Raw genomic sequence first — 23,464 nt, 5'->3', positions numbered from 1 at the left:
ATCGAATGATAAGCCCCGCTTTACACGCCGATGCGCGCGAAACAGAAATATTGCTCAATGCGCTGCTGGATCTGGTCCGTTCCGAACACGCCTTTCCCTGCTGTTGCCTGCGTGCCATGCAAAGCTGGCAGGTTAATAAGTTTCAGGTCGACGGTGCGACATTCTCCTTTCCCCTGCGCGGCACATTTCGTTACCGCGAGCAGAATCAGTGGCTCTGCGTATCACCCGGCGAGATGCTGGTATTCCCCAACGCCCGTAGCATCGATATTGAATGTACGCCCGATCCCGACAGCGGCGAGTTTCTCGCGCTGACGGTGTTAATGGCCGAGGAGCAACTTGAGGCTGCCCGGCTCTTACTGCGCGTCTTACCCCCCGGCAGAGCCCGGGAACATCGCTGCTGAACCGCTGGCACAATTTATCGCCCCGATGACCCGCTGGATCGCCGCGCTGCGGGCCGGAAACCGGGCACTATCAATACATACAATGCTTGAGATTGTGATCAGATTGTTTGAGATGGGACATCACGGTTTGTTGCGTCTTCAGCCGCCGGGGATAGCTATGACGATACGCAACATGGTAAGCAGTGATCCGGCGCATCACTGGTCTACCGGTGAGATTGAAGAGCGGCTCAATATTAGCGGCGCCACACTTCGCCGCCGTCTTGCGGCTGAAAATACCACGCTCAGCGCGGTGATCACCGATGCACGCATTGCCGGTGCGCTTCAGTTACTGATGACAACCCGCATACCGATAAAAACAGTTGCCGCGCGTGTTGGCTACGCGTCGGTCGCCAGTTTCAGCCGTCAGTTCAGTAAACGCTACGGCGCTGAACCTTCAGTTTTTCGCTAATACGAACAGGCTCAATGGCGTATTAAGCACGCATCGCCTGTGCCCTGTTTCTCTATCAATATTCAGGGCACAGGATTTCGCAGCACACTTCCTGGCGAAAAGCCGTGTTTCATAAGCCGCAATCAGCGACGCGCACTGATTCAATCAGCTTTGCAAAACTGTTTAAGGAACACATGCCCTGCGCATTCTTCTCACTGCACGCCTTGAGCGCAAGATCCACCCGCCCCGGCGGGTTATCCCGCGAGAAAGCGCGCCTCTCTCTCATCTCCTGCAGGGTCTGATAAACGAACGACACCTGAACCCAGTTCGTGTTGTCGCTTACCCGTTTCCAGCGTTCGAAAACCAACTCTCCGCCCGGCGGGGTATTATCGGGTTGTGATGGCAGCGACCAGTTAAGATCTAACGCACCGCTGAGATTGGCGAGGTTGGTATCATGTCCGGCAATAAACAACACAGAAACAGGAAACGTGATGCCGTAATGATTCTGATCAGCGCCGTTGGTGGTTAATGCCGTGCGTATTAAATCAAGTAAGGGGGTCGCCCGGTTCCGCGCCACTTCAGGTGTTCTTTGTAACAGATCAAACTGGGCATTATGCAGGCTTAATAACGATTGCCATTCTTTGTCTCCAGCGATCCTTCCCCACGCCACGTCCGCCATCCCCTGAGCTTGCTGCAGGAGAAAGATTTCCGTGAGCGTTGAAGAAAGCCCCCACGCGCCAGGCAAGGAGACGTTATCAGGCTTGATGTTGAGTCTGGTGGGGATATTTTTGGTGAATGAACACACTCGGTTATCCCCGGCGGTTTTGCATTTCTCTGAGGCAGGGAAATTTAAAACGTGCTCCAGAGTCTGAAAAGCTGGCTGATATTGCTGCGTGAATTGCTCAATATTTCCTCCCGCTTTCGTTAAAATCGCCGCTTTCACCGCCGCTGTGTTAAATGCACATTTACCCGTTTTTATCGGGTTAAAGAGCGGGTCTGTCTTCGATTTGTCTTGCTGATAATGCACAGGAACAGGACATCCAGGCGCCAGCCCCGCCAGGAATGCTTCACCTGTTTTGCGGGTTCGTTGATCGGTATCGGCAATCACTGCCACATGCCGCTCATCCGGGCAGGTTTTATCTGTCAGTAACCCCGTATCTGCCAGCCGCAAACGCTGATAATGCCCCAGTGCAGAAATAAGTTGCCCTCCGCGCGGCGTGAGCCATCCCAGCGGCACATCCCACTTGGGCCACTGAAAAGGTGTCACTTCGCGCATTTGTGGCGTGAACTTGGTTGGCGCGCGCACCCCGTGACGACTAACGATCACCACGCGCTCCAGCGTCATTCCGGTGTCGTCTTTGGCCTGCAATTGAAATGAAAAAAAGAAAAGTAGTAACACTCCTGCGCGAACAATCATTGCTCTTATCACGTTGACCTCCCTTCGATGAGTAGATAACCGCTTGTTTCTTCGCAAACTGATTACACATCCTGGCGAAATAATTCTACTCCTGTATTGATGAATAGGTTTTATCCCGCACCTGAAAAAAGATGAGCGACGCCCCTTTCATTTATTGCCTGCGCCTGCTGCCAGCCGTAAAACGTGCTGGTATTCGTCGCCGGAATCCGTACCATACGCGACATACTTTTGCCTGCTGGTTTTTGACTGCCGGCACAAGCCCGTTTTCATCGCCAGTTGACAGGCATGAAAGGGGCAAAGGGTTTACGAAATTTACGGTGCATGGCGAGAGGAAATGAACCAGGATCAAAGAGGCATGCTAAACAACAGTTGCCGTTTTATGATGTGGTTTGCCCCTGCGGTGCCCCTGCTTCCAGAGACAAAATAATGATTGAAAAGCAAGAGATTACCAAGAAAGAACAGTACAACCTCAACAAATTGCAAAAGCGTCTGCGCCGTAACGTGGGCGAGGCCATTGCCGACTTCAACATGATTGAAGAAGGCGATCGCATTATGGTTTGCCTTTCTGGCGGTAAAGACAGTTACACCATGCTGGAAATTTTGCGCAACCTGCAACAGAGCGCCCCGGTAAACTTTTCGCTGGTGGCCGTTAACCTCGACCAGAAGCAGCCGGGTTTCCCGGAACATATTCTGCCGCAGTATCTGGATACGCTGGGTGTGGAATACAAAATTGTTGAAGAAAACACGTACGGTATCGTTAAAGAGAAGATCCCGGAAGGCAAAACCACCTGTTCGCTCTGCTCACGCTTACGTCGCGGCATTCTTTACCGCACAGCGACGGAGCTGGGTGCGACAAAGATCGCCCTTGGTCACCACCGCGATGACATCCTGCAAACGCTGTTTTTGAACATGTTCTACGGCGGAAAAATGAAAGGGATGCCGCCAAAACTGATGAGCGATGACGGTAAACACATTGTGATTCGCCCGCTGGCGTACTGCCGCGAAAAAGATATTGAGCGCTTCTCAGAAGCCAAAGGGTTCCCCATTATTCCGTGCAACCTGTGTGGCTCCCAGCCGAACCTGCAACGCCAGGTCATTGCCGATATGCTGCGTGACTGGGACAAACGCTATCCTGGACGCATCGAAACCATGTTCAGCGCGATGCAAAACGTGGTGCCTTCACACCTGAGCGACATTAATTTGTTCGACTTTAAAGGCATCACCCACGGTTCTGAAGTGGTGAACGGCGGCGATCTGGCTTTTGATCGGGAAGAGATCCCACTGCAACCGGCGGGCTGGCAGCCGGAAGAGGATGATTCGCAACTCGATGAGCTGCGCCTCAACGTCATTGAAGTGAAATAACGTTGTGCCTCTCTGGTTCGCCAGAGAGGCTTTTTGCTTCATTTCAGCAACCGCACACGGCAGGGCTTGCCCTTAATTTTCCCGTTCTGCAATTGCTTCCACGCCTGACGCGCCACGCTTTGACGCACAGCGACATAAACGTGCGCCGGGTGGAGGGTGATTTTGCCGATATCCGCGCCATCCAGCCCCATTTCTCCCGTTAACGCCCCGAGCACATCACCGGCGCGCATTTTGGCTTTCTTGCCACCATCAATGCACAACGTTGCCATTTCGGCTTCCAGCGGAACGACTTTGACGTTAGCCGGTGGATTGAGCCAGTTCAGCTTCAGTTGCAGCATCTCGGCCAGAATATTCGCGCGCTGCGCTTCTTCCGGCGCACAGAAACTGATGGCCAGACCGCTGTTACCCGCACGCGCGGTACGCCCGATACGGTGTACGTGAACTTCCGGGTCCCACGCCAGCTCGTAATTCACTACCAGCTCCAGTGATTTGATATCCAGCCCACGCGCGGCAACATCGGTGGCGACCAGCACACGGGCGCTGCCATTGGCGAAGCGCACCAGCGTCTGATCGCGATCTCGCTGCTCCAGATCGCCATGCAGCGCCAGTGCATCCTGCCCGGCAGCGTTCAGTGCATCGCACACTTCCTGGCAATCTTTTTTGGTGTTGCAGAACACGACACAGGATGCCGGGCGGTGTTCGCTGAGCAGCTTTTGCAGCAAACTGGCTTTGCCGCTGCGGGAAACTTCGAAAAATTGCTGTTCTACTGCCGGCAGCGCGTCAACGGTGTCGATTTCAATCGTCTCCGGATTGCGCTGCACACGACCGCTAATGGCGGCAATAGCTTCCGGCCAGGTCGCAGAAAAGAGTAACGTCTGGCGTGAAGCCGGGGCAAAAGCGATAACCTCATTAATGGCGTCGCTAAAACCCATGTCCAGCATACGATCCGCTTCATCCATCACCAGCGTTTGCAGGTTATCGAGAGAAACGGTGCTTTTTTGCAGGTGATCCAGCAGGCGGCCCGGCGTGGCAACAATAATGTGTGGCGCGTGCTGTAACGAGTCGCGCTGCGCCCCGAAAGGTTGCCCACCGCACAGCGTCAATATTTTGATGTTCGGCATATAACGCGCCAGGCGACGCAGCTCGTTTGCCACCTGATCCGCCAGTTCACGCGTTGGGCATAAAATGAGGGACTGCGTTTGAAAACGGCTGGCGTCGATGTGCTGCAACAGCCCTAAGCCAAACGCCGCTGTTTTACCGCTGCCGGTTTTCGCCTGTACCCGGACATCCTTACCAGCAAGAATAGCAGGCAGCGCCGCAGCCTGGACGGGCGTCATGGTGAGATAGCCCAGTTCGTTGAGGTTTTCGATCTGGGCTGCGGGCAAAGTATTCAGGGTTGAAAAAGCGGTCACAATGTTTTCTCGCGATAAAAAGGCTTACGTTTAGCAGGCGCGTATCCTCTCAGATCTGCCTTTATAACGCGACATTTTAATCGGCTCTTCATCCGGCGGCGGGTCCGGCATTGGTTGCGGGCGTGGAATCGGGTCGGGGATTGGAACCGGATCGGTTGGCACCGGATCGCTCACCTGTGGGGAAGAAAAATAGAGTGCGTTCATCATTGCCTCCTTTTTATGGGCTTCTCGTTAAGGGTAGACGGCGAGAACGCAGAGGCAAAAAAAAGCCGACTATTAAGTCGGCGTCGTACGAATCAATTGTGCTATGCAGTAATTCAAAAAAGGAAGTAAGACAATATGGAGCGCAACGCCCATCGCTTGACGTTGCATTCACCTGCGAGATGAATATTGCCCTGAACAGGTGTTTCGTTTATTGACCTCGCTCAATTAATGCGGCGTTTTTATGTTCAATTTTTGTTAAAAAAGTGAAATTTTACAGCCAGTTACTACGATGCAGCCACCAGGTAACACCACCGATCAGCACCACCAACATCATGCAAAACAGCGCAAAGCCAAAATGCCAGCCACCGCCGGGGATACCGCCAAGGTTGACGCCAAACAACCCGGTTAAAAATGTACTCGGCAGAAAAACCATTGCCATCAAAGACATCGTATAAGTGCGCCGCGCCAGCGACTCCTGCATCACCTGGGTAATTTCATCGGTCATCACGCCGGTACGGGCGATGCAGGCATCAATCTCATCGAGCCCGCGACCAAGACGATCGGCAATATCCTGCATCCGTCGGCGCTGATCGTCACTCATCCACGGCAAACGTTCGCTGGCCAGCCGGGCAAACACATCGCGCTGCGGCGCCATATAGCGGCGCATCACAATCAGTTGTTTACGCAACAGCGCCAGGATGCCGCGCGGCGGAATTTGCTGATCGAGCAGATTATCTTCAAGGTCGATAATCCGGTCGTGCAGCGATTCGATAAACTCGCTGGCGTGATCGGTCAGCGCATCGCACACATCCACCAGCCAGCCGCCACAATCCGTCGGGCCGGTTCCCTCCTCCAGATCGCTGACCACATCGTCCAGCGCCAGCACTTTGCGCTGGCGTGTTGACACAATCATGCGCTCATCCATATAAACGCGTACCGCCACCAGTTGATCCGGCCGCTCGTCCGTGCTGCCATTAATGCAGCGCAAGGTAATTAACGTCCCCTCGCCCATGCGACTTACCCGCGGGCGCATGCTCTCCCCGGAAAGCGCCGTGCGTACGCTGTTCGGTAACACCGGCGTGGTTTCCAGCCACTGGGCGCTCTCCGGGTTGGTATAATTCAGATGCACCCAGCACGGTGTGCTTGCAGTGATAACATCATTATCTTCCAGCGGTTTCACGCCGCCTTTTCCGTCCAACAGCCAGGCAAATACCGCATCCGGAACGTTCACATCAGTTCCTTTAATTGCTTCCACAGGACCTCCACAATCCGCATGGTGTTTTGGCAAGTCTAGCCATATGGCAACGTTAAGCAATCATCACGCTGAATTTATTAACAAATTAACAAACAATGCAAAAAATAAGGCCCGGTTTCCCGGGCCTTTACGGCTATCACCGCAATTAGAACGAGTGCCAGTAATTTTCCTGCTTACCCAGCAGCGGAGCACTGACGCGTGGAGGGGAGACTTTTTCTGGCAGTACCGCATTCTGTGCTTTTACCGTCGCCAGGCGGAATTTGCCAATGCGTTGCAGCAAGCCTTCTACCTGGTGTTGTAAAACGTCCGACGAGCCCGCCAGTTCATCCACCATGGTGACGTTGCTTTGCGTCACTTTTTCCAGCTCCGCCAGCGCAAGCGTGATTTGCGAGATCCCCTTTTCCTGCTGCAGCGTCGTGACGGCGATTTCATCCATTAATTTACTCACCACGCTCGCACCAGAAACAATCTCGTGCATGTTCTGCTCGGCTTCACCAACGACGGTCGCGCCCTGATTAACGTTATCGGTGGTAACAGCAATCAGCGATTTAATGTTTTTCGCCGCTTCCGCACTGCGATGCGCGAGACTGCGCACTTCGCCCGCCACGACGGAAAAACCTTTGCCATGATCCCCGGCGCGCGCCGCTTCTACTGCCGCGTTCAGCGCCAGAATATTTGTCTGGAAAGCAATACCATCAATGATGGAGATAATTTCGGTCATCTGACCGGCACAATCGGTTATCGATTGCATATTTTTCGCCACCTGCCCCATTAACTTGCCCCCTTTTTGCGCGCAGGTTGTGGCATCTTTTGCCCGGGTACTTGCGAGGCGGGTATTGTCAGCGTTGTTCTTCGTGCTGGAAGCCATCTGCTCCATACTGGACGCCGTTTGCACCAGCGCGGCAGATTGCTCTTCCGTTTTAACAGACAGATCGGCACTGCGTGAGGCCAGTTGCGCCGAAAGCTCCAGCGCGGTATCGGAAGAGGCGCGAATTTCTTTCACCAGGCTCGCGATACTGGCAGAAAGGCTGTTAATGCCCGGAATTAACCGACCCGCGCAATTATTACCAAACTCAGGAATAACGATAGAAAGGTTTCCCGATGTGACTTCTTCTATGCTTTTTTTTACCGTGTTTATCGGCGTCACCAAATATTGCGTCATATAAAACCAGAGAAGCGTCAATGATGTGAGGGAAACAACACTTGTTATGGCAAATAGAACGATATTTTTTGAGACAACGATCACTAATACATCAAGAATAAAAAAAGAGACCAGAAGATATAAAATAATAAATGTTCTTACGCTAATATTTCGCAACATAGGGAAACCCACCTGAACACCGGGGACGGTAAGATCCTTATAGCATCCGCAATGTATTTTTACACGGCGAAATTGATGCCAAATAATGTTCACCTTTAAATAATTTCAATTTCACTTAAGTCGATTTAAATGAGAAGTTTAACTTCCACTCAGCAGATACTGATATAACAATATATTGAGCAAGCAGAATTGCTCGTTAACATATATCATATAAGAAATGATGCATCCCATACTAATGAGAAATAATATTCGCGACTTAAGATAATTTTATCATATGTTAAATCATTCACTTTATTTAAGTTATTGCCATAACAGCCGATGAATAAATAAAGAGCTATTATTAGTTTATTCGCCCCTGCAATAATAAAATTAGCGTAGCCATTAAATTCATTAGGTTAGCTGCTAAAATTAGTGCCAGGATTACATATCATCTTTTTTTGCCTGTGTGGATTGCATGATGCTCTACGTTTCGTGGGACCCCATTCTGATTGGCATCTCTTTTCTGGTCGCTTTCATTGCTTCATTTGTCGCACTGGATAGCGCAGGCAAAGTTGCGACGTCTGAACCGCGCAGCGCAATATTCTGGCGTTTTTCGGGTGGCGCCACCCTGGGGATCGGTATCTGGTCGATGCATTATGTCGGCATGCTGGCAATGAAAATGCCGGTGATGATGCATTACGATTTAGAACTTACCCTCCTCTCATTTATTATCGCGATGTTGACATCCATACTTGCTATCAATATTGCCGTAGCGGGTAAAACACTGCCGACAAAACGTTTACTTTTCGCTTCCTTACTGCTCGGTACCGGCGTGGTATCCATGCATTATCTGGGTATGGCGTCGATGATGGGTTTCCTCACGATTTACTGGAACGCTGCGCTGATTGCGCTTTCGGTAGCCATTGCATTTTTCAGTGCCTGGGTTGCCCTTTGGCTGGCCTTTAGCCTGCGGCAAAATACCCATGGCGTCTTTATTAATCGCGTCTTTGCAGCCCTGGTAATGGGTGGTTCTATCAGTGCGATGCATTATACCGCCATGAGTGCCGCCACATTCAGCAACGATGGCACAGGCATTGTGATCCGCGGCCATGCAACAACGCTGATGAGCCATGACGTCGGCGAATTGGGGCTTTCATTATGGGTCGCCACGACGACACTGGTGATTTTCGGCATCATGCTGTTCATTTCGATGATTGATTCCCAACTGCGGACATCACGTTTGACGGACAGCCTGCGCCAGCTTAATCAGCAACTTGAAAAACAAGCCTATTATGACCCACTAACGGGGCTGGCAAACCGATCCCAGCTCGACAATCTTCTTGACACTTGCCTTAGCAAGGCATCGGAGACACGCAGCACTTTCGCACTGATTTATATGGATTTAGATCGCTTTAAACTGGTTAATGATGCCTGGGGACATCACATTGGAGACCAACTGCTGGTGGCGGTTGCCGGGCGGTTATCTGCCTGTATCAGCGAAAAAATGTCGCTGGCGCGCCTGGGCGGGGATGAATTTACCCTGCTGGTGCCGGACACCCACGAAGACGAAGTTGTGGCGCTGGTAAAACACCTTGTCGCCACCATTCAACAGCCCTTTTGCGAGCTGAACCATGTCATTAATGTTTCACTCAGCGCCGGGATCAGTTACTACCCGCAGCATGGCGATACCGCCCATGAGCTGAAACTGAAGGCCGACACGGCAATGTACAGCGTAAAACAGGAAGGCCGTAACAGTTGGGCTGTGTTTCATGCTGGCATGGCACAGAAAACCGTCGACGATCCGCTGTTTTTGCAGGACTTATCGCAGGCGTTGTCACGCGATCAGTTTGAACTCTGGTATCAACCGCAGTACCACGCACCGGAGCATGCATTGGCAGGTTTCGAAGCATTGCTGCGCTGGCGTCACCCGACACGGGGAGTTTTGCTGCCCGCAACCTTTTTACCGATGCTGGAAAAAACGGGGTTAATCATCTCTGTCGGGCGCTGGGTGATTGATGCAGCATGCAGGCAACTGCAGCACTGGAACAACCAGGGGTTTCGTCATCTGACGCTTGCTATCAACCTCTCACCCAGCCAGTTTGAGCAGCACGATATTTACGACCAAATCACCGATTCACTGCAACGCTACCATATCGATCCCATGCAGTTGACGCTTGAAATCACGGAGAACACTGCGCTGAAAAACATCGAGCGCAGTGTGCAGTTGCTTAACCAGTTTGCGCAAATGGGTATCACGGTCGCCATTGATGATTTTGGCACGGGCTACTCCAATATGCTGATGCTGAAACGGTTACCGGCAACAGAGCTTAAAATCGACAGAAGTTTTGTGAAGGACATTCGCGATAACAGCCGCAACGTTAAGATTGTCTCAACGATTATTGATATTGCGCATTCCATGAACATGCATGTCGTCGCGGAAGGTATCGAAACGGCCGAGCAGCAGGCGTTGCTGACCAATCTGGGCTGCGCTTACCTGCAAGGGTTTCTTTTTGCCCGTCCTTTACCGGTCGAGAAAGTGGCGGTGCTGCTACAGCAAAAAAGATTCACTTTATCGCTGGAATGTTCAGATTCGTCACAAAAAAAGCCCGCATAAACCCCTAATTTTCAGGTATGTTGCAAGAAAGTCATTAAATTGCCGCTGATGTGTCACTCGTGATCGCGTTGCAACATACATGATTAAGGGGAGTCGCCATGCTTAAACATCACCTGGATGCGTTGAATGTGCTCTCCACCCCGGTTTGGGTGGTTGCTCCTGACACAGAAGCGTTACTGTTCGCGAATGCGCAAGCGCTGAAAATCGCGGCAGGACGCTCACTCACTGAGATGCGAAACGGAAAATACTCTGCTTATGCGCAACTCAGCCTGGCTATGTACCTGCCAAGCTTACAAAATCATGAGGATGTGGTCGAAATCTGGAGTGTTTGTCCGGATGGTGAAGAGACCACCATCAGTTGCCGTGTCGTGTTACGCACACTCGAAAACGCCGGTGAAGTGCTGCTGTTTGAAGGCGTTTCAGGTGCTGCTGCGGCGGCGCTAAAAGCGCACCACTCGCCAACGTATCGCCCGCATAAGCAAGGTTTTTACGCCCGCTTCTTTTACACCACATCCGCGCCAATGCTGCTTATCGATCCCATTCGTGATGGGTTGATTGTCGATGCCAACCTCGCTGCGCTGCGTTTTTATGGTTATGACCACGAAGAGATGTGCCAGAAACATACCTGGGAGATCAATACGCTTGGGCGCAGCGTATTACCGATTATGCAGGAAGTGTCGAATCTGCCCGGCGGGCATAAGCCGTTGAATTTTATTCATCAACTCGCGGATGGTTCCACCCGCCATGTGCAAACTTACGCCGGACCGGTTGAGATCTATGGCAAGCGTTTAATGTTGTGCATTATTCACGATATCACCGAACAAAAACGCCTTGAGCAGGAACTGGAATACGCCGCGCATCGCGATGCGCTCACCGGCCTGCTGAATCGCCGCCAGTTTTATCATCTGACGGAACACATTCTGCCGACGGGGCTGGATTTCAGTTTGCTGCTGGTCGACGCCGATCATTTCAAAAATATCAATGATCAGTTTGGTCATCAGAAAGGTGACCAGGTGCTGGTTGAACTGGCGCGAATGCTTGAGGCGAACTGCCGCTCAGGCGATTATGTTTTCCGCTGGGGTGGTGAAGAGTTCCTGTTATTGTTGCCGCATACCACCACGGATATGGCACTAAACGTAGCGGAACGGATACGTCAGGCCGTTGCCAGTATCAACATCGCGGATCTGCCTGGTTTTACGGTGAGCATTGGTGTGGCGCACCATCTGCCTGATGAAGACATGGATGCGCTCTTCAAACGTGTGGATGAGGCTTTATACCTGGCGAAAAATAACGGGCGAAACCGGGTGCTGGCCGCATGATAGCAAGCAAAAAAAAGCGCCCGTCTGACGGGCGCATTGCAGTGATGTTGCTGAGTTAGTGGATACCCAGACGCCAGGCAAAATCAATCTCTTCTTTCAGCTCGCTGTGCGACAGCGTTAGCAAATCCGCAAACTCCAGGCGCAATTGTTTGAGTTTTTTTAAGTATTCCGCCGGTGTCAGCGTGCTTTTGTCGCGACGCAGATATTCAATTGCCAGTTGGGTTGGGTCTAATTCAGTCTCCATAGCATCCTCTTTCGTGGTGAAAACCTGACCACTATAGCACACTGCACTGTCTGTTTTTTGACCAAAATCGTATAAAGGCGGCATTTCGCGAGGGGAAGAGAATTTTAAGCAACCCTCGTTTTAAAAGGGGGGCGCACGTGAACGATAAGATTATCTTCCTCAATAACGAAAGGTGGAGTAAACGGCTCAAGTATTCTGCTCACATTGCTTCGCGCATTTTCGTCCACTCAACAAAACGGGCTTTTTATTGAAAAGTCAGGGAAAAGAGTAATAATACGTCTCCTTATTTCCTCCATTGTCCCTTCACATTCCCTAAGTAAAATTTTCACCACTCCTGCTTAGACAGGAACCATTCCGTAATCAATGAGTTTCCCCTTACTTCCCGTGACGTAAGGGGATTTTTTTATCAGTGCTTCAAAATATAAAGCGTGCGGCTATACGCCACATCTTCGGGGTTATTGATTGGATAACCTTTCAGCCACGGTTTTATCAAACGCCCGTTGGTGTACTGATAAATCGGTGCGATTGGCGCTTTTTCCGCCAGAATATGTTCCGCCTCGTTATAATCAGCGTTTCGCGCCTGGGCGTTGGTTTCCAGCGCCGCCTGCGCCAGCACTTTGTCGTACGCCGCATCGTTGAAACGTGGAATGTTGCCGCTGTTCGTCGAGTTCAGCACCGACAGGAAAGTGGAAGGTTCATTATAATCCCCTACCCACGACGCGCGGATAACATCAAAGTTGCCGCTGTTACGGCTGTCGATATAGGTTTTCCACTCCTGATTCTGCAATTTGACGTCCGCGCCAAGGCTCTTTTTCCACATTGACGCCACCGCAATCGCGATTTTCTGATGGTTTTCCGAAGAGTTATACAGCAGCGTCAGTTTCAGCGGACGTTGCGGGCCGTAGCCTGCCGCCTGTAATAACGTTTTTGCCTGCGCATTCAACTCGGCCTGGCTCATCTGTTCAATTTGCGAGGGCTGCGGCGTAAATCCGGCGGTAACATCCGGCGTGAAGCGCCAGGCCGGTTTTTCACCGGTGCCCAGTACTTTCTGCGCGATCACCCGCCGATCAATCGTCATGCTCAGCGCAAGCCGCACACGCGCATCGGCAGTAGGCCCTTTCTGGGTGTTAAACGCATAGTAATAGGTGCCAAGCTGCGGCGGCGTATAAACCTGTCCGGGGATATCTTTAAGTAACTTTTGATAGAGGTTTTTCGGGAAAGATTCCGTAATGTCGATACCGTTCGCCAGATAGCGTTTGGTGGCCGCAGACTCCTGATTGATCGGTACAAACGTGACCTGCTGAATAACCGTTTTCGCATCGTCCCAGTAATGCTTGTTACGTTCGAGCACCAGCTTTTCATTCACCACGCGATCGGCAAGTACATAAGCGCCATTACCCACCAGGTTGCCAGGGCGCGTCCACTCCGCACCGCTTTGCACATTGGCTTTTTGCACCGGGTAAAAAGCAAAGCTGGCGGCTAAACTCGGGAACCATGGCAATGGCCGCTCCAGTTGTACCCGCAACGTGCGTGCATCAACGGCGCTGACGCCGAGTTTATCCACTGCCTCTTTACCCTCGGTAATGCTTTTCGCATTCGCAATGCCCGCGAGCGCAGCAAAACTGGCGAAGGGGGAAGTGGTTTTCGGATCAACCAGCCGCTGCCAGCTGTAGACAAAATCCTCTGCCGTCACCGGTGAACCATCTGACCAGCGCGCATCATCCCGCAACGTAAATACCCAGCTGCGGTTATCGCTACTTTGCCATTTACTGGCAACGCCCGGAACGATTTCGCCCTTCTCGTTCTGATTCACCAGCCCTTCAAAGAGATCGCGGATGACCTGGATTTCCGGCAAACCAACGGCTTTCGCCGGATCTAACGTGGCGGGTTCATCTTTAATATGGCGAACGACTTCTTGTTTCTCGGCGAGTTGGGTACCCGGCGGCACATCGGCAGCCAGTGCACTTGCAGAAAAACCGCACAGCCAGAGCGCGCAGCTCAGCGTTGAAACTCGATGCTTCATGGGATCCCCTCATTGGTATGCTTTCCCGGCAAAAGATGAGGTAATTATTTGTTTTAACTTGGGAGAATGCAAACAGCGGACAGCGGAAAATTGAGGCTGGACGCCAAATTAACCCTCATGGCATGATTTGCGTCGCATCGCTTTATGCTCAACACTTGCTGTAAGTAAACGACAATAAAAAGGACGCCTATGCCAGCCACACGCCCGCGTGCTCAACGAGGCGCATTTGCCCCCGGCAGTGAAGAGTTTGGTCGCTCGCTGTTAGGCGCGCCGCTGATCTGGTTTCCCGCGCCCATTGCCACGCGTGAAAGCGGGCTCATCATCGCCGGAACGCACGGCGACGAAAACTCCTCCGTGGTGACACTCTCCTGCGCGTTGCGCACACTTAATACCGATTTACGTCACCATCACGTAGTGCTGGCAGTCAACCCGGATGGCTGCCAGCTTGGGCTGCGCGCAAATGCGAACGGCGTTGATCTCAATCGTAATTTCCCCGCCGCCAACTGGAAAGCCGGTGAAACAGTGTATCGCTGGAACAGTGCGGCTGAAGATCGTGATGTCGTGCTGCTGACCGGCGATGCACCCGGTTCAGAACCGGAAACGCAGGCGCTGTGCCAGCTTATCCATCGCATTCACCCGGCGTGGGTCGTGACATTCCACGATCCGCTGGCCTGCGTTGAAGATCCGCGCCAGAGCGCGCTTGGGAAATGGCTCGCGGATGAATTTTCCCTGCCGCTGGTCACCAGCGTCGGTTACGAAACGCCGGGATCGTTTGGCAGCTGGTGTGCAGATATCAATTTGCACTGTATCACCGTCGAATTCCCGCCGATCTCTTCTGATGAAGCCAGCGAGAAATACCTTGCGGCAATGACGGCGCTACTGCACTGGGATCCTCAAAGGTGAAGCTTACCAGTGCTGAAATGCAGCGCCGGTTCAACATCCACCGCCAGCCAGGTCGGGCCATCAAGATCGGCAAAACGCACCTGGCTGGCAAGCGGCAGCGCCGCCGCGATGGCGCGCGACGTACAGATCATACAACCAAGCATCAGCGTAAATCCTTGTTGAGACGCCTCATGTGCCAGCGCCAGCGCTTCGGTTAAGCCACCGGCTTTATCCAGCTTGATATTCACCATTTCATAGCGGCCATGCAGGTGAGCGAGGCTTTCTCGGGTGTGGCAGCTTTCATCCGCGCAAATCGGCAACGGATGGATGAAATTCGCCAGTGCATCGTCCTCATCGGCTGGCAGCGGCTGTTCCAGCATGGCAACACCGAGATCCGCCAGTAACTGGCATCGTGCGGCAAGCCCTTCACTGTGCCAGGCCTCATTAGCATCCACAATTAATGTCGCTTCTGGCGCGGCAGCGCGAATTGCCACCAGCCTTTCGCTGATCAAATGGTCATCCAGCTTAATTTTCAGCAGCTGAGCGCCCTTTTCGCTGAGCGCGGCGGCGCTGGCCGCCATCTGTTCCGGTGTGCCAATCACCACTGTTTGAGCGGTGACAATGGTTTGCGGCAAACTGACACCAGCGGACTGCGCCAGCGTGATAGCCGCTTTGCGCGCTTGCAGATCCCACAAGGCGCAGTCAACAGCGTTTCGCGCAGCGCCCGGCGGCAGGAGGGTTTGCAACTCTTCGCGCGTCAGGCGGTTTTCCAGTTGCGGCACAATCGTCATAATTTGTGCCACGACGGAGGCCTCACTTTCACCATAACGCGGGTACGGCGTACATTCACCGGCGGCTTTTACGCCATCCTCTTCCAGCTCGACCACCACCACGCGCGCTTCGTTGCGCGCACCGCGCGAAATTACAAATGGCGTATGCAGCGGCCAGGTTTCCTCATACACTTTGACGGTTCTCATTCCTCACTCCTCTGCCGCAGGTCTAAACCAGTATAGATATGAAAATTGGTTTGCCGTGCTCTTCGCGGATGGCATAAACTAGCGCCGACGTTAACTATATGTAAACAGGAAGATATTATGTCACAACTCGTTCATTTTCAGGGCAACCCGGTTCCCGTTGCAGGCGCTATCCCGCAGGCTGGCGCGAAAGCCAAGCCGTTTACGCTCGTGGCTAAGGATCTGTCTGACGTCGCACTGAGCCAGTTCGCTGGCAAACGTAAAGTGCTGAACATTTTCCCAAGCATCGATACCGGCGTTTGCGCGGCTTCTGTGCGTAAATTTAACCAGTTAGCAACCGAGATGAACAACACCGTGGTGCTGTGCATTTCTGCTGACCTGCCGTTTGCCCAATCCCGTTTTTGCGGTGCTGAAGGTCTGAGCAATGTCATTACCCTTTCGACGCTGCGCAGTGCTGACTTCCTCGAAAATTACGGTGTTGGCATCTCTGATGGCGCGCTGAAAGGCCTTGCGGCGCGTGCTGTGGTGGTGATTGATGAAAACGATACTGTTGTTTTCAGCCAGCTGGTGAATGAGATCACCAACGAGCCGGATTACACCGCCGCGCTGGACGTGCTGAAAGGTTAATTAACCTGACGCCAACAAAAAAGCCTCCGCAATGGAGGCTTTTTCTTTTCTACTCGTCACCCTTCTTTTGGCTCAAGCCATATTCCCGCAGTTTATTGGCAATCGCGGTGTGCGAAACGCCGAGCCGCTTTGCCAGTTTACGCGTGCTGGGATAGTTGCGATAAAGCTGGATCAGCACCGAGCGCTCAAAACGGCTGGTGATCTCATCCAGCGAGCCCTCCATGGCATCTTCGCCCACCGGCACCGTGGCGGCGTCATAATCCGGCAGTTGAATATCCTGAGCGCGCAGCTCGTAGCCTTCCAACTGCGTTAGCGCCCGGTAAATCGCGTTTTTCAACTGGCGCACGTTACCCGGCCAGCCATAGCGGTTGAGCAACTGATGCACATCCTGCGACAATTTTGGTCGTGGAACGCCCTGTTCGTCGGCAAAACGGGCCACAAAAAGCTCAGTCAGCGGCATGATATCCTGCGGACGATCGCGCAGCGGCGGTAAGTTCAGCGTCAGTACATTCAGGCGATAGTAGAGATCTTCCCGGAACAGCCCTTTTTGCACCAGCTCAACCAGGTTGCGCTGTGTTGCGCAGATCACCCGCACATCGACATGCACTTCATGGTCTTCGCCGACACGCCGGAACGTACCGTCGTTAAGAAAACGCAGCAGCTTCACCTGCATACGCGGCGACATTTCGCCAATCTCATCAAGCAACACCGAACCGCCGTTTGCCTGCTCGAAAAAGCCCTTTTTTCCTTCCGGTGCGTGACCAAACAACTCACTTTCGACGGACTCTTCCGGAATGGAGGCGCAATTGAGCGCCAGATAAGGTTTCGCCGCGCGCGGGCTGGCAAGATGGCAGGCATGCGCCAGCAAATCTTTACCGGTGCCGGTATCGCCGGTGATCAGCAACGGTGCGGTGAGCATCGCCAGTTTCCGCGCCTGCTCCACCACCTGACGCATTTTCTGGCTCACGGCGACGATCTGACTGAACGCGCTGAGATCCTGTTGGCTCAGGTTTTGTAACTGGCGACCCATACGAATAGTCGAACGCAGCATCACCACCGCACCGGTCAACACCGGTTCGCCGGTTTCGCCTTCCAGGTGCACTGGCGTTATCTCCATCAGGAAATTTTGTCCGGCGATAACGACATGCTCGTTGTGAGAATTTTGCGGGTTACCATCGAGCCAGCGCTGGAAATTAAACCCTGCAATTAGCTGTACCGCGTTGTGGTTACGAAGTTTATCGGCATCCAGGGCAAAAAGCTGGCAACTGGCCGGGTTCGCCAGTTCCACTTTGCTTTTCATATCCAGCGACAATACTGGCTCTGGCAGCGCTTCGAGCAGCGCGCTCATCGCGCGGTGTTCGCGTTCGGAGGGCATCCACAGCACGGTACGCACATCCGTCACGCCGGGGATGCGGCGAATTTCAGCCATCAGGCTGCTGAAAGTGTTAAATTCGAGCGCGGCGAAATTCAGGTAGATTCGCCCGACAGGGTCAATTTCTATCCCGCGTAAGTCGATACCGCGCAGCACCAGTAAATCCAGTAATTCGCGAGTCAGACCAAGCCGGTCTTCACAAAAAACTTCAAGACGCATGGGAGTTCGCCCTTATTCATTCACGTAATGAAAGGATGATAAGCCAGTTCGCGGTTGGCAGGAAGATATCTGTCAACAAATATTGACAGCTTGCGGAGAAAAGCGGCACTGCGGCGTAAAGGTAAGCGCGCAGCGCCGGTTTTTTAGTCGGAGGGTCGTTTCTGGAGCGTCTCTTTTAACTGGCTAATCAACTGGCGACGAAAATCACCAAGGCGCGGTTTATCATCGTCAAGCCACGGCAGCGGACGACACAGTTCCATCGCTTTAATCCCCAGCCGCGCCGTCAACAACCCGGCGCCAATCCCCTGCGCTGCGCGCGCAGAAAGCCGGGCTGCCAGATCCTGCGATACCCAGTCCATGCCAATTTCACGCACCAGTTCGCTGGCACCCGCGAAGGCGATATTCAGCAGTACCAGACGGAACAAACGCAGGCGGCTGTAGTAACCGAGCTCAATGCCGTACAGCGTAGCGATACGGTTGATGAGCCGCAGATTGCGCCAGGCGATAAAAGCCATATCGACCATCGCCAGCGGGCTGACGGCGATCATCAGCGCAGATTCCGCCGCCGAGCGGCTGATTTCACGCCGAGCCTGAGTATCCAGCACGGGCTGAACCAGATGCGCATACAGGCTGACAATTTCGTGATCGTTGTGCGTTTCGTGGATCGCCGCATACCAGCGCTGTAGCGCCGGGTGTGCCTGATCGATACCTGCCTGCCGCGCCAGTTTTTCGCAAAAAGCCCGCCCTTTCCCGGTGGCGTGGCTGTGCAATAAATCACGCGCTTCATCGCGTTCCTGCGCACGCTGGCGTAAACGCCAAAGCCGTCGCCATTCGCTGGCAACCGAACCGACACCTGCGCCAACGATCAACGCACCAGCGGCACAGCCTCCCAGTGCCACCCAGTCCTGAGTCTGCCAGGCATTCATTGCCCACTGCACACCTTGCCCGACCACGCTTACGCCAAACAACGTCAACCCGGCGGTCACCATTTTGCGCCACAGGCTGCGTTTTGGTCGTAGCGCGGCTTCGACTACCGCCTCGGCTTGCCCCTCTTCCGACAGTTCATCAACCAGGGCGGGAGCAAAGTTTTCCGCTTGCTTATCGTTAAAGGTCTGCGCACGTTTAAACTGCGCGCTGCTTTCCGTTTCCAGCGGGCCTGCGAAATCGATTCTCGGTTTTAGCGGCTCGGTCATCGCAATTTATCTCCAATCAAAAACTCCAGCGCCGCATCCAGGCGGATATGCGGCAGCGGCGTATCAACATCCATCACTGGCGGGCGGAACGCCTCAAAATTAAAACCTTGCTTGTCCCAGAATGCCTGCCCCGGCAACCGCGCGGGCACTTCACCGGGGTAAACGGTTAGCGGCGCGCCATCGCTCAGACGATGCCCGCGCAGCGCCGGGATCTTTTCGCCATTCACATCAATGATGCCACTTTGCGTCGCCTGCACAGAAGCCAGCCCCAGACAATCCATACTGATGCCTTCAAACGCCGCGTTTTGCCAGGCGTCCTGGATCAGTTGCTGTAACAGCGACACCATATTGGCGTGCTGATCGACGGTAATATGATCGGCTTTGGTGGCGGCAAATAAGAGTTTGTCGATAACTGGCGCAAACAGGCGGCGAAACAGCGTGCGCTGACCGTAGTGGAAACTTTGCATCAGTTGTGTCAGCGCAAGCCGCATATCGTTAAACGCTTGTGGCCCGTTGTTCAGCGGTTGCAGGCAATCGACCAGCACAATCTGGCGATCAAACTTGAGGAAATGGTGTTTATAGAAACCTTTGACGACATGCTCACAATAGTAGTTGTAACGTTCACGCAGCATTCCGGCGTTGGTGTGTTTACCCGCCTGCGCCAGTTTCGCTTCTCCGGTGCCGTCAACGTCCGGCCACGGGAAGAATTGCAGCGCAGGCGCGCCTGCCATATCCCCAGGCAGAACAAAACGGCCAGGCTGAATAAAGTGCAGACCTTCGCGTTTGCACTGATGTAAATAGTCCGTCCACGCCGCAGCAATTTCTGCCAGCCGGTTTTCATCCGCTGGAGCCAGCGGATCAAGCCCCGCGCACAGGGCGCGCCATTGTGCCGACCACGCCTGACGCTGCCCTTGCAATAAGCCGGTCATTTGCCGCGACCAGCTCAGGTAATCCTGCGCCAGCATCGGTAAATCCAGCAGCCATTCGCCGGGATAGTCGACAATTTCCAGATAAAGCGTGGAGGTCTCTTTGAAATGGCGCAGCAGCGAATCGTTAGAGCGAAAACGCAGCGCAAGGCGGATTTCACTGACGCCGCGCGTCGGCGTCGGCCAGACCGGCGGCCATCCATATAACTGCGCCAGCCCTTCGTCGTAGGTAAAACGGGGAATACCAAAATCGCGCTGCGGCACGCGTTTTACGCCAAGCAGCCGCTCTTCGCGCACGGCGCTTAGCAGCGGCAGACGTGAACCTGCGTGAATATTCAGTAATTGATTAACCAGTGCGGTAATAAATGCGGTTTTGCCACTGCGGCTCAGGCCGGTCACCGCCAGACGCAAATGCCTGTCCATTCCGCGGTTAACCAGCGCATTCAATTCGTTACGAAATCGATCCATCGCCATTGCGTTTTGCCTTAGAGCTTTAGCCGTAATTCCTTATTTTATCTCGTTTTGGGACAGGAAGCGGCGAGAAAATTTATTCGCAGCTCGCTTCAATAACGGCTCCAGCGCGAACGCCAGGAGCAACTTAACCGGGCGTCGGGCGACGGATTTCACCGCCCAGCCCGCAACACCTGCCGGGCCGAAGCGCAGCGCGCTCAGCAACGCCAGCTTTCCGACAATCTGTAAACCGGGTTTGACGTTACGGTGAACCTGTTGCCAGCGTTGATTCATATTTTTCTCCTACAACTGACGGAAACGGCTGCGCAGCGAGAACGTGTCTGAGGTGACATAACGTTCCATCTGGCGCAAACGGGTTTCTCCGGCGGCGAGCTGTGCGTCTACCGCGTCCAGCAATTCGCTGCTGCCCGGTACGTTTTCGCTCTCGGCATAATTGTCCGGCAGCGGATCCAGCACAAAAAACAGCACGATGTACGCCGCCACGACAAAGAAAAACAGCCCGAAAAACATCGCCAGAATGGCAAGAATACGCACGACTTTGACGCGAATATCCAGATACTGCGCGATGCCCGCACAGACACCACCGATTTTTCCGCGCTGCGGGATGCGCCATAACTTTTTATTAAGATCGAGGGTTGCCATTAGCGGTCTCTCCAGTTCGGGTGCTCAGCATCAAGAATATCTTCCAGCGCCTGAATACGTTCGCGCATCCTCGTGGCCTCTTCGGAAAGCTGGAGTAAGCGCTGCTGCTCGTTCTGGTTAAGTTCGCCGCGTGAAGTGCGATTGTTGTAATGCAGCCATAACCAGACCGGCAACACAAACAGGATGAAAAGTGTCAGGGGTATAGCCAGAAACAGCGTGCTCATGTGTACTCCTTACAGCGGATGAGGAGCGGCATCTTCTGATGCCGCCGTTATTATTATTCGTTGTCTTGTTTCATTTTGGCTTTCAACTGCGCCAGTTGCTCGCTGATTTCGTCATCGGCACGCAGTTCTGCAAATTGCTGATCCAGCGATTTCTGCTTTCCAAAACCATGGCTTTCCGCTTCGGCTTCCATCTGGTCGATACGACGTTCGAACGATTCAAAGCGCGCCATCGCTTCATCCAGTTTGCCGCTGTCGAGCTGACGGCGAACATCGCGCGATGAGCTGGCCGCCTGATGGCGTAACGTTAATGCCTGCTGGCGGGCACGGGTTTCGCTGAGTTTATTTTCCAGCTCGCCGATCTCTTTTTTCATCCGCGTCAGGCTTTCATCCACCAGCGTCACTTCCTGCTCAAGCGTTTCAATCAGCGTGGTGAGTTTTTGCTTTTCAATCAGCGCCGCACGCGCCAGATCGTCTTTATCTTTACGCAGCGCCAGCTCGGCTTTCTCCTGCCACTCGGCCTGCTGCGCGCTCGCTTGTTCAATGCGACGCGTCAGCTGTTTTTTCTCCGCCAGCGCACGCGCTGAAGTTGAACGAACCTCCACCAGCGTATCTTCCATCTCCTGAATCATCAGGCGCACCAGCTTTTGCGGATCTTCGGCTTTTTCCAGCAGTGAATTGATGTTGGCATTCACGATGTCGGCAAAACGAGAAAAAATACCCATAATCTGTTCCTCTTGATTTCTGTAATCGGGCTCAGCCCTGCTGCTGGACTATTACAAACTCCGTGCCAACTTTTTATCCCTTTGAATATAAAGCAGATGAATAGTTTTACCGCAACGATAACTTAGGCTAGAGTAGTTAATATCACTAACTAGTGGCGAATTTCATCATGTCGGAACAAAAGGATAACTTGCTCGGCGAGGCCAACAGCTTTATCGAGGTGCTGGAACAAGTTTCGCGCCTCGCGCCGATCGATAAGCCGGTGCTGATCATCGGTGAGCGCGGTACCGGTAAGGAGCTGATCGCAAACCGTTTGCACTTTCTCTCTTCGCGCTGGCAAGGACCGTTCATTTCGCTTAACTGCGCGGCGCTGAATGAAAACCTGCTTGATACCGAGCTCTTTGGCCATGAAGCGGGCGCGTTTACTGGCGCGCAAAAACGCCATCCGGGCCGGTTTGAACGTGCCGATGGCGGAACGCTGTTTCTTGATGAACTGGCCACCGCACCAATGCTGGTGCAGGAAAAACTGCTGCGGGTGATTGAATATGGCGAGCTGGAGCGCGTCGGCGGAAGCCAGCCGCTACAGGTCAATGTGCGGCTGGTTTGCGCCACTAACGCCGATCTGCCGCAAATGGTACAGGACGGTACATTTCGCGCGGATTTGCTTGACCGGCTGGCCTTTGATGTCGTGCTCCTGCCACCGCTGCGCCAGCGCCAGAGCGATATCATGCTGATGGCGGATCACTTCGCTATCCAGATGTGTCGGGAACTGAAATTGCCGCTCTTCCCTGGCTTTACCGATCACGCGCGCGACGTACTGATGGGCTATTCATGGCCGGGCAATATCCGTGAACTTAAAAACGTGGTCGAGCGCTCGGTTTACCGCCACGGCAGCAGCGATACGCCGCTTGATGACATCATCCTTGATCCTTTCAACCGTGATATCACTCCCCAACCACAAACCGGGCGGGAAGCAGCAGAACTGCCAGCGTTGCCGCTGGATTTACGCAAATTCCAGTTCGATCAAGAAAAAGCGCTGCTGCAAACCAGCCTGCAACAGGCGAAATTTAACCAGAAACGCGCGGCGGAGTTACTCGGGCTCACTTACCACCAACTGCGCGCGCTGCTTAAAAAGCACCAAATCAGCTGAAATCGCCGACAATAACAGCAGTCGTAAGCAGACATTTGTACGAAGCCATGGCAAGTGCGATACACTTTGCACATGAATTTAAAATC

Annotated in this window: 23 protein-coding genes and 1 pseudogene; 9 read left to right on the top strand and 15 right to left on the bottom strand. The window is 53.3% G+C overall.

All coding sequences use genetic code 11. The features are described 5' to 3' along the window. Positions 1–5 precede the first annotated feature (5 nt). On the top strand, positions 6–401 hold the full coding sequence (locus tag M8Q36_RS17795) for a hypothetical protein (protein WP_249881757.1): 396 nt from the start codon (positions 6–8) through the stop codon (positions 399–401). Between the two features lie 157 nt (positions 402–558). Further along, entirely contained in the window at positions 559–849 is a 291-nt protein-coding gene (locus M8Q36_RS17790; RefSeq protein WP_249881756.1) for a helix-turn-helix transcriptional regulator, read from the top strand. A gap of 109 nt (positions 850–958) precedes the next feature. On the opposite strand, the gene M8Q36_RS17785 is transcribed toward M8Q36_RS17790, so the two are convergent. Further along, positions 959–2,245, bottom strand: coding sequence for an AppA family phytase/histidine-type acid phosphatase (locus M8Q36_RS17785; RefSeq protein WP_249881755.1), 1,287 nt, complete (start codon positions 2,243–2,245; stop codon positions 959–961). Positions 2,246–2,418: 173 nt separating this feature from the next. Here M8Q36_RS17785 and M8Q36_RS25520 point away from each other — a divergent pair. Both M8Q36_RS25520 and ttcA read left to right on the top strand, forming a co-directional pair. Further along, positions 2,419–2,672, top strand: a pseudogene (locus tag M8Q36_RS25520) (hypothetical protein); the annotation flags it as partial. After that, a complete protein-coding gene (ttcA, locus tag M8Q36_RS17780; protein ID WP_016495912.1) occupies positions 2,672–3,607 on the top strand; it encodes a tRNA 2-thiocytidine(32) synthetase TtcA in 936 nt (311 codons plus the stop codon). The pseudogene M8Q36_RS25520 and the gene ttcA, both read left to right, overlap by 1 nt. A gap of 38 nt (positions 3,608–3,645) precedes the next feature. On the opposite strand, the gene dbpA is transcribed toward ttcA, so the two are convergent. From dbpA to M8Q36_RS17760, 4 genes are all read right to left on the bottom strand, one after another. Continuing rightward, positions 3,646–5,019, bottom strand: coding sequence for an ATP-dependent RNA helicase DbpA (gene dbpA / locus M8Q36_RS17775; RefSeq protein WP_249881754.1), 1,374 nt, complete (start codon positions 5,017–5,019; stop codon positions 3,646–3,648). Between the two features lie 30 nt (positions 5,020–5,049). Continuing rightward, positions 5,050–5,223, bottom strand: a complete 174-nt coding sequence (gene ynaL / locus M8Q36_RS17770) for a proline-rich small protein YnaL (RefSeq protein ID WP_502825495.1) — start codon at positions 5,221–5,223, stop codon at positions 5,050–5,052. Between the two features lie 271 nt (positions 5,224–5,494). Then, entirely contained in the window at positions 5,495–6,478 is a 984-nt protein-coding gene (gene zntB / locus M8Q36_RS17765) for a zinc transporter ZntB (RefSeq protein WP_016495909.1), read from the bottom strand. 145 nt (positions 6,479–6,623) lie between these two features. Continuing rightward, positions 6,624–7,799, bottom strand: a complete 1,176-nt coding sequence (locus M8Q36_RS17760) for a methyl-accepting chemotaxis protein (protein WP_249881752.1) — start codon at positions 7,797–7,799, stop codon at positions 6,624–6,626. A 457-nt stretch (positions 7,800–8,256) separates the two neighbouring features. Between M8Q36_RS17760 and M8Q36_RS17755 the strand changes: the two genes are divergently transcribed. Together M8Q36_RS17755 and M8Q36_RS17750 are read left to right on the top strand one after the other, a co-directional pair. Further along, entirely contained in the window at positions 8,257–10,392 is a 2,136-nt protein-coding gene (locus M8Q36_RS17755; RefSeq protein ID WP_249882803.1) for a putative bifunctional diguanylate cyclase/phosphodiesterase, read from the top strand. Between the two features lie 98 nt (positions 10,393–10,490). Continuing rightward, the gene (locus M8Q36_RS17750; protein ID WP_249881751.1) at positions 10,491–11,711 is read left to right on the top strand and encodes a sensor domain-containing diguanylate cyclase; all 1,221 of its coding nucleotides are present in this window, start codon (positions 10,491–10,493) and stop codon (positions 11,709–11,711) included. Positions 11,712–11,766: 55 nt separating this feature from the next. Here the strand turns inward: M8Q36_RS17750 and M8Q36_RS17745 are convergent, their stop codons facing one another. Together M8Q36_RS17745 and M8Q36_RS17740 are read right to left on the bottom strand one after the other, a co-directional pair. After that, a complete protein-coding gene (locus tag M8Q36_RS17745; RefSeq protein WP_025263605.1) occupies positions 11,767–11,955 on the bottom strand; it encodes a YdiH family protein in 189 nt (62 codons plus the stop codon). A 406-nt stretch (positions 11,956–12,361) separates the two neighbouring features. Continuing rightward, the gene (locus M8Q36_RS17740) at positions 12,362–13,978 is read right to left on the bottom strand and encodes a peptide ABC transporter substrate-binding protein (protein ID WP_249881750.1); all 1,617 of its coding nucleotides are present in this window, start codon (positions 13,976–13,978) and stop codon (positions 12,362–12,364) included. Between the two features lie 189 nt (positions 13,979–14,167). Between M8Q36_RS17740 and mpaA the strand changes: the two genes are divergently transcribed. After that, positions 14,168–14,881 (top strand): murein tripeptide amidase MpaA, encoded by a 714-nt coding sequence (gene mpaA / locus M8Q36_RS17735; protein WP_200550864.1) that lies wholly within the window; start codon positions 14,168–14,170, stop codon positions 14,879–14,881. Here mpaA and ycjG read toward each other — a convergent pair. After that, positions 14,872–15,837: an L-Ala-D/L-Glu epimerase gene (ycjG, locus tag M8Q36_RS17730; RefSeq protein ID WP_249881749.1), complete on the bottom strand. Its 966-nt coding sequence runs from the start codon at positions 15,835–15,837 to the stop codon at positions 14,872–14,874. The two genes, mpaA and ycjG, sit on opposite strands and share 10 nt — an antisense overlap. Positions 15,838–15,954: 117 nt before the next feature. Between ycjG and tpx the strand changes: the two genes are divergently transcribed. After that, positions 15,955–16,461, top strand: a complete 507-nt coding sequence (gene tpx, locus M8Q36_RS17725; RefSeq protein WP_017457215.1) for a thiol peroxidase — start codon at positions 15,955–15,957, stop codon at positions 16,459–16,461. Between the two features lie 49 nt (positions 16,462–16,510). Here the strand turns inward: tpx and tyrR are convergent, their stop codons facing one another. The 7 genes from tyrR to pspA form a co-directional block, all read right to left on the bottom strand. Further along, positions 16,511–18,052, bottom strand: a complete 1,542-nt coding sequence (gene tyrR, locus M8Q36_RS17720) for a transcriptional regulator TyrR (RefSeq protein ID WP_016495900.1) — start codon at positions 18,050–18,052, stop codon at positions 16,511–16,513. A 143-nt stretch (positions 18,053–18,195) separates the two neighbouring features. Continuing rightward, on the bottom strand, positions 18,196–19,245 hold the full coding sequence (locus M8Q36_RS17715) for a YcjF family protein (protein WP_249881748.1): 1,050 nt from the start codon (positions 19,243–19,245) through the stop codon (positions 18,196–18,198). Beyond that, entirely contained in the window at positions 19,242–20,639 is a 1,398-nt protein-coding gene (locus M8Q36_RS17710; protein ID WP_249882802.1) for a YcjX family GTP-binding protein, read from the bottom strand. Before M8Q36_RS17710 ends, M8Q36_RS17715 begins: the two co-directional genes overlap by 4 nt. A 39-nt stretch (positions 20,640–20,678) precedes the next feature. Beyond that, positions 20,679–20,915, bottom strand: coding sequence for a phage shock protein PspD (gene pspD / locus M8Q36_RS17705; protein WP_249881747.1), 237 nt, complete (start codon positions 20,913–20,915; stop codon positions 20,679–20,681). 9 nt (positions 20,916–20,924) lie between these two features. Further along, positions 20,925–21,284, bottom strand: coding sequence for an envelope stress response membrane protein PspC (gene pspC / locus M8Q36_RS17700; protein ID WP_045508091.1), 360 nt, complete (start codon positions 21,282–21,284; stop codon positions 20,925–20,927). Then, on the bottom strand, positions 21,284–21,508 hold the full coding sequence (gene pspB, locus M8Q36_RS17695; protein WP_016495895.1) for an envelope stress response membrane protein PspB: 225 nt from the start codon (positions 21,506–21,508) through the stop codon (positions 21,284–21,286). The genes pspC and pspB overlap by 1 nt, the downstream gene beginning before the upstream one ends. Positions 21,509–21,561: 53 nt before the next feature. Next, positions 21,562–22,230, bottom strand: coding sequence for a phage shock protein PspA (pspA, locus tag M8Q36_RS17690; protein WP_249881746.1), 669 nt, complete (start codon positions 22,228–22,230; stop codon positions 21,562–21,564). Between the two features lie 167 nt (positions 22,231–22,397). On the opposite strand from pspA, the gene pspF reads away from it, so the two are divergent. Continuing rightward, positions 22,398–23,378 (top strand): phage shock protein operon transcriptional activator, encoded by a 981-nt coding sequence (pspF, locus tag M8Q36_RS17685; protein WP_249881745.1) that lies wholly within the window; start codon positions 22,398–22,400, stop codon positions 23,376–23,378. Positions 23,379–23,464: the final 86 nt, after the last annotated feature.

The organism is Kosakonia sp. R1.Fl (assembly GCF_023516815.1).
Classification (GTDB): domain Bacteria; phylum Pseudomonadota; class Gammaproteobacteria; order Enterobacterales; family Enterobacteriaceae; genus Kosakonia.
The sequence above is the reverse complement of the archived record's forward strand: the minus strand, read 5'-3'. Positions and strand labels throughout refer to the sequence as shown.

What these genes read in the sequence shown, in the direction of transcription:
- ynaL (WP_502825495.1), bottom strand. Translation starts at nt 5,223, where the DNA reads ATGAACGCACTCTATTTTTCTTCCCCACAGGTGAGCGATCCGGTGCCA.
- pspC (WP_045508091.1), bottom strand. Translation starts at nt 21,284, where the DNA reads ATGGCAACCCTCGATCTTAATAAAAAGTTATGGCGCATCCCGCAGCGC.
- ttcA (WP_016495912.1), top strand. Translation starts at nt 2,672, where the DNA reads ATGATTGAAAAGCAAGAGATTACCAAGAAAGAACAGTACAACCTCAAC.
- M8Q36_RS17760 (WP_249881752.1), bottom strand. Translation starts at nt 7,799, where the DNA reads ATGTTGCGAAATATTAGCGTAAGAACATTTATTATTTTATATCTTCTG.
- M8Q36_RS17785 (WP_249881755.1), bottom strand. Translation starts at nt 2,245, where the DNA reads ATGATTGTTCGCGCAGGAGTGTTACTACTTTTCTTTTTTTCATTTCAA.
- mpaA (WP_200550864.1), top strand. Translation starts at nt 14,168, where the DNA reads ATGCCAGCCACACGCCCGCGTGCTCAACGAGGCGCATTTGCCCCCGGC.
- M8Q36_RS17790 (WP_249881756.1), top strand. Translation starts at nt 559, where the DNA reads ATGACGATACGCAACATGGTAAGCAGTGATCCGGCGCATCACTGGTCT.
- tpx (WP_017457215.1), top strand. Translation starts at nt 15,955, where the DNA reads ATGTCACAACTCGTTCATTTTCAGGGCAACCCGGTTCCCGTTGCAGGC.
- ycjG (WP_249881749.1), bottom strand. Translation starts at nt 15,837, where the DNA reads ATGAGAACCGTCAAAGTGTATGAGGAAACCTGGCCGCTGCATACGCCA.
- pspF (WP_249881745.1), top strand. Translation starts at nt 22,398, where the DNA reads ATGTCGGAACAAAAGGATAACTTGCTCGGCGAGGCCAACAGCTTTATC.
- M8Q36_RS17710 (WP_249882802.1), bottom strand. Translation starts at nt 20,639, where the DNA reads ATGGATCGATTTCGTAACGAATTGAATGCGCTGGTTAACCGCGGAATG.
- pspA (WP_249881746.1), bottom strand. Translation starts at nt 22,230, where the DNA reads ATGGGTATTTTTTCTCGTTTTGCCGACATCGTGAATGCCAACATCAAT.
- pspD (WP_249881747.1), bottom strand. Translation starts at nt 20,915, where the DNA reads ATGAATCAACGCTGGCAACAGGTTCACCGTAACGTCAAACCCGGTTTA.
- M8Q36_RS17740 (WP_249881750.1), bottom strand. Translation starts at nt 13,978, where the DNA reads ATGAAGCATCGAGTTTCAACGCTGAGCTGCGCGCTCTGGCTGTGCGGT.
- tyrR (WP_016495900.1), bottom strand. Translation starts at nt 18,052, where the DNA reads ATGCGTCTTGAAGTTTTTTGTGAAGACCGGCTTGGTCTGACTCGCGAA.
- pspB (WP_016495895.1), bottom strand. Translation starts at nt 21,508, where the DNA reads ATGAGCACGCTGTTTCTGGCTATACCCCTGACACTTTTCATCCTGTTT.
- M8Q36_RS17795 (WP_249881757.1), top strand. Translation starts at nt 6, where the DNA reads ATGATAAGCCCCGCTTTACACGCCGATGCGCGCGAAACAGAAATATTG.
- M8Q36_RS17715 (WP_249881748.1), bottom strand. Translation starts at nt 19,245, where the DNA reads ATGACCGAGCCGCTAAAACCGAGAATCGATTTCGCAGGCCCGCTGGAA.
- M8Q36_RS17755 (WP_249882803.1), top strand. Translation starts at nt 8,257, where the DNA reads ATGCTCTACGTTTCGTGGGACCCCATTCTGATTGGCATCTCTTTTCTG.
- M8Q36_RS17745 (WP_025263605.1), bottom strand. Translation starts at nt 11,955, where the DNA reads ATGGAGACTGAATTAGACCCAACCCAACTGGCAATTGAATATCTGCGT.
- M8Q36_RS17750 (WP_249881751.1), top strand. Translation starts at nt 10,491, where the DNA reads ATGCTTAAACATCACCTGGATGCGTTGAATGTGCTCTCCACCCCGGTT.